The organism is Streptomyces sp. ICN903 (assembly GCF_022015835.1).
Classification (GTDB): domain Bacteria; phylum Actinomycetota; class Actinomycetes; order Streptomycetales; family Streptomycetaceae; genus Streptomyces; species Streptomyces fenghuangensis.
This window is the reverse complement of sequence record NZ_JAKMAY010000425.1, coordinates 1-3,893: the sequence shown is the minus strand read 5'-3', so window position 1 is coordinate 3,893 and position 3,893 is coordinate 1. Positions and strand designations below refer to the sequence as shown.

Below are 3,893 nucleotides of genomic sequence, written 5' to 3'. Positions count from 1 at the left end.
CCCTGGCCCAGTCCTCCCCCACCCGCGGCACCTTCCGCACGCGCGACGGCGCACTGGAGTGGCGCGGGCGGCAGGAGACCGTACGCGTCGAGCCCTGGGGGCCGGACGCCGTACGGGTGCGCGCCCGGCTGGGCGGCCCGGTCCTGGACGGGCTGCCCGGCGCCCTCCTGGCCGATCCGCCGCCCGCCGGGTCCGGGCCGGACATCCGGATCGAGGACGACCACGCGCGGGTGACCTGCGGGGCGATCACCGCCGTGGTGAGCGCCGACGGCATGCTGCGCTTCGTGCGCACCGGCGACGGTGCCGAGCTGCTGTCCGAGGACCGCGCGCACTTCTGGTGGCCCGGCTCCCGGCTGCACACCGCCACCGGCAACGGCTACCACCGCCTGGAGCAGCGCTTCGCCGCCTACTCCGGCGAGCGGCTGTACGGGCTGGGCCAGCACCAGCACGGGCTGCTGGACCACAAGGGCGCGGTGGTCGACCTCGTCCAGCGCAACGCCGAGGTCTCCATCCCCGTGCTGACCTCCTCGCGCGGCTACACCCTGCTGTGGAACAACCCGGCCGTCGGACGGGTGGAGCTGGCGCACAACGGCACCCGCTGGGTGGCCGACTCCGCCCGCCAGATCGACTACTGGATCACCGCCGGCGACCCGGCCGACGCCCAGCGCCGCTACTCGGCCGCCACCGGCCGCAGCCCGATGCTGCCCGAGTGGGCGGCCGGCTTCTGGCAGTGCAAGCTGCGCTACCGCACCCAGGACGAACTGCTGTCGGTGGCGCGGGAGTACAAGCGGCGCGGGCTGCCACTGTCGGCGATCGTCTGCGACTTCTTCCACTGGACGCATCTGGGCGAGTGGAGGTTCGACCCGGCCGAGTGGCCCGATCCGGCGGCCATGGTCAAGGAGCTGGACGAGCTGGGCGTGAAGCTGGTGGTCTCGGTGTGGCCGTCGGTCTCGCCGCTGAGCGAGAACCACCGGCCCATGGAGCAGCAGGGCCTGTTCATCGGCACCGAGTACGGGCCGATGGCGCACGCCGACTGGCCGGACAAGGGGGTGGCCGAGCCCGTCCAGGTCGCCTTCTACGACGCCACCAACCCCGACGCCCGCGACTTCGTGTGGTCCCGCATCCGGGAGAACTACCTGTCGTACGGCATCACGGCGTTCTGGCTGGACGCGGGCGAGCCGGAGCTCAAGCCCGGCTTCGCGGCGAACCTGCGCTACCACGCCGGTCCGGGACTGGAGGTGTCCAACCTCTACCCGCGCGAGAACGCCCGTACCGTCCACGACGGTCTGGCCGCCGAGGGCGTCACCGAGATCGTCTCGCTGAACCGGTCGGCCTGGGCGGGCTCCCAGCGTTACGGCGCCGCCCTGTGGTCCGGGGACATCGGCACCGACTTCGCCACCCTGCGCCGCCAGATCGCGGCCGGGCTCAACACCGCGCTGTCGGGCATCCCGTGGTGGAACACCGACATCGGCGGCTTCCACGGCGGCGACCCGGACGACCCGGCCTACCGCGAGGTGATGGTGCGCTGGTTCCAGTTCGGCGCGCTCTCCCCGCTGATGCGGCTGCACGGCTTCCGCGATCCGGGGATGCCGCTGGGCCCGGACATGACAGGCGGGCCCAACGAGGTGTGGTCCTACGGCCGGGAGGCCGGGGAGATCCTGGAGGCGTACCTGCGGCTGCGCGAGCGGCTCAGGCCGTACGTGCTGGAGCAGATGCGCGCCGCCCACACCGAGGGGCTGCCGCCGATGCGTCCGCTGTTCCTGGAGTTCCCCGGCGACCCGGCCGCCTGGGAGGTGGACGACGCCTACCTGTTCGGGCCGGATCTGCTGGTGGCGCCCGTGCTGGAGGCCGGCGCCCGGGAACGCACCGTGCACCTGCCGGCCGGGGCGGAGTGGACGGACGCGTGGACGGGCGAGAGGTACCCCGGCGGCGGGCCGGTCACCGTGCCCGCGCCGCTGGAGCGGATCCCGCTGTTCCTCCGGGACGGGGCCCGGCTTCCGGTGACGGAGGACTGAGACGGCAGGCGGTCCCGGGGCACGCGGACGGCGCCGGCGGATGCGATCCGCCGGCGCCGTCGCCTTTTCCGTTGTGCGGGGGGCTCGCCCGCCGCCCTATGCGGGCGGGTCCTCGCGCAGGACGGCGGCGCCGTGGCGGCCGAGGGTGATCGCGTGCTCGTGCCGCCGCCCGGTGAGCTCGTCGGTCGCCGGGGCGGGCAGGGGGACGGTGGCCGGCTCGCGCCGGTGGTTGAGGAGGAACAGCCAGGCACCGCGGCGTACGGCCTCCACTCCCGTGGGCAGTCCGGGAAGCGGAGGCCGCAGCCCGGCCTCGCCGGCCGCGCGGGACAGCAGGGCGCGCAGCGCGGCGGGATCGGGGAGGGTGGACAGGTACCAGGCGGTGCCGTCGCCGAAGGGGTGGCGGGTGATCGCGGGGCGGCCGTCGAGTTCGCCGCCGCGGTAGGCGGCGACGGTCACGGCGCCGGGCAGGGTCTCGAAGTCCTCGCGCCACAGGGTGCCGACGGGACCGGTGACACCTCCCGCGACAGCGTCCGCGCCGAGGACGTCCCCGCAGGCGGCGAGCGGCTGGACCTCGCCCTCGTCAAGCGGCCACCACTCGTGCACGGTGCCGATGCCCAGTACCTCGCGCAGCCGGGCGTCCACGCCACCCTCGCGCACCCGGTCGTCGGTGTCGGCGACGCCGGTGAAGAAGCCGCACACCAGGGTGCCGCCGCCGCGCACGTAGGAGGCGAGGTTGTCCAGGGCGGCGTCGGTGAGCAGGTACAGATGGGGGACGGCGACCAGGGCGTAGTCGCCCAACTCGCTCTCGGGGTGGGCGAAGTCGCAGGTCAGGTGGGACTCCCACAGGGCGCGGTGCCAGGCGCGCAGCGGCCGCTCGTAGGTGAGGAGGTTCGAGGGGCGGCCGGCGGACAGGGTGGCCCACCAGGCGTTCCAGTCGTGCAGTACGGCCGCCCGCGCGGTCACGGGCGAGCCGGTGACCGCGCCCAGGCGGCCCAGGTCGGCGCCCAGTTCGCGCACCTGCCGGAAGGTGCGGCCGCGCGGCCCGGCGTGGGAGACCATCCCGGAGTGGAACTTCTCGCTGCCCTGCCGCGACTGGCGCCACTGGAAGAAGCAGACCCCGTCCGCGCCGCGCGCCACGGCCTGCAGCGACCACAGCCGCGTCAGGCCCTCGGGTCTGGGATGGTTGACGCCGCGCCAGTTGACCGGTCCCGCGGCCTGTTCCATCAGCAGCCAGGGGCCGTCTGCCTGGGAGCGGGTGAGGTCCTGCACCAGCGCCCCCCACGCGGCGCCGTCGTCCCCCTCCGGGTCGGCGGGGTCGGGGTAGAGGTCGACGGAGACGACGTCCTCGCGCCTGGCCCACGTCCAGCCGTCCTGGCCGACGAACAGGGGCATGAAGTTGGTGGTGACGGGGATGTGCGGGGTGCGTTTCACCAGGGCGTCGCGTTCGGCGGTGAAGCACTCCAGCAGGGCGTCGCTGGTGAAGCGGCGGAAGTCCAGCTCCTGGGTGGGGTTGACCATGTACTGGGCACGGCGCGGCGGGATGATCTCGTCCCAGTCGCCGTAGCGCTGGCTCCAGAAGGCCGTGCCCCAGGCGTCGTTGAGGGCGTCCAGGCTCTCGTAGCGGTCGCGCAGCCAGCGGCGGAAGTGGGTGGCGGTGGCATCGCACCAGCAGGCGGTGCCGTACTCGTTGTTCACGTGCCACAGCCGCAGGGCGGGGTGGTCGCCGTAGCGGTCGGCGAGGTCGGCCGTGATGCGCAGGGCGTGGTCGCGGTAGACGGGCGAGGAGGCGCAGAAGTGGTTGCGCGAGCCGTACCAGATCACCGCGCCCGTCTCGTCGCGCGGCAGGGTCTCGGGGTGGCGGGCGCCCATCCAGGGGGG

The 3,893-nt window shown here is 74.2% G+C and carries 2 protein-coding genes; one reads left to right on the top strand and one right to left on the bottom strand.

Annotated elements, in window-relative coordinates; translation table 11 throughout:
* The first annotated feature begins 2 nt into the window (after positions 1-2).
* Positions 3-2,015, top strand: coding sequence for a glycoside hydrolase family 31 protein (locus L7D48_RS27080; protein ID WP_237883464.1), 2,013 nt, complete (start codon positions 3-5; stop codon positions 2,013-2,015).
* A gap of 96 nt (positions 2,016-2,111) precedes the next feature.
* Here L7D48_RS27080 and L7D48_RS27075 read toward each other — a convergent pair.
* Positions 2,112-3,893, bottom strand: a 1,782-nt coding sequence (locus L7D48_RS27075; protein ID WP_237883462.1) for a beta-galactosidase, incomplete at its 5' end; no start/stop codon positions are given.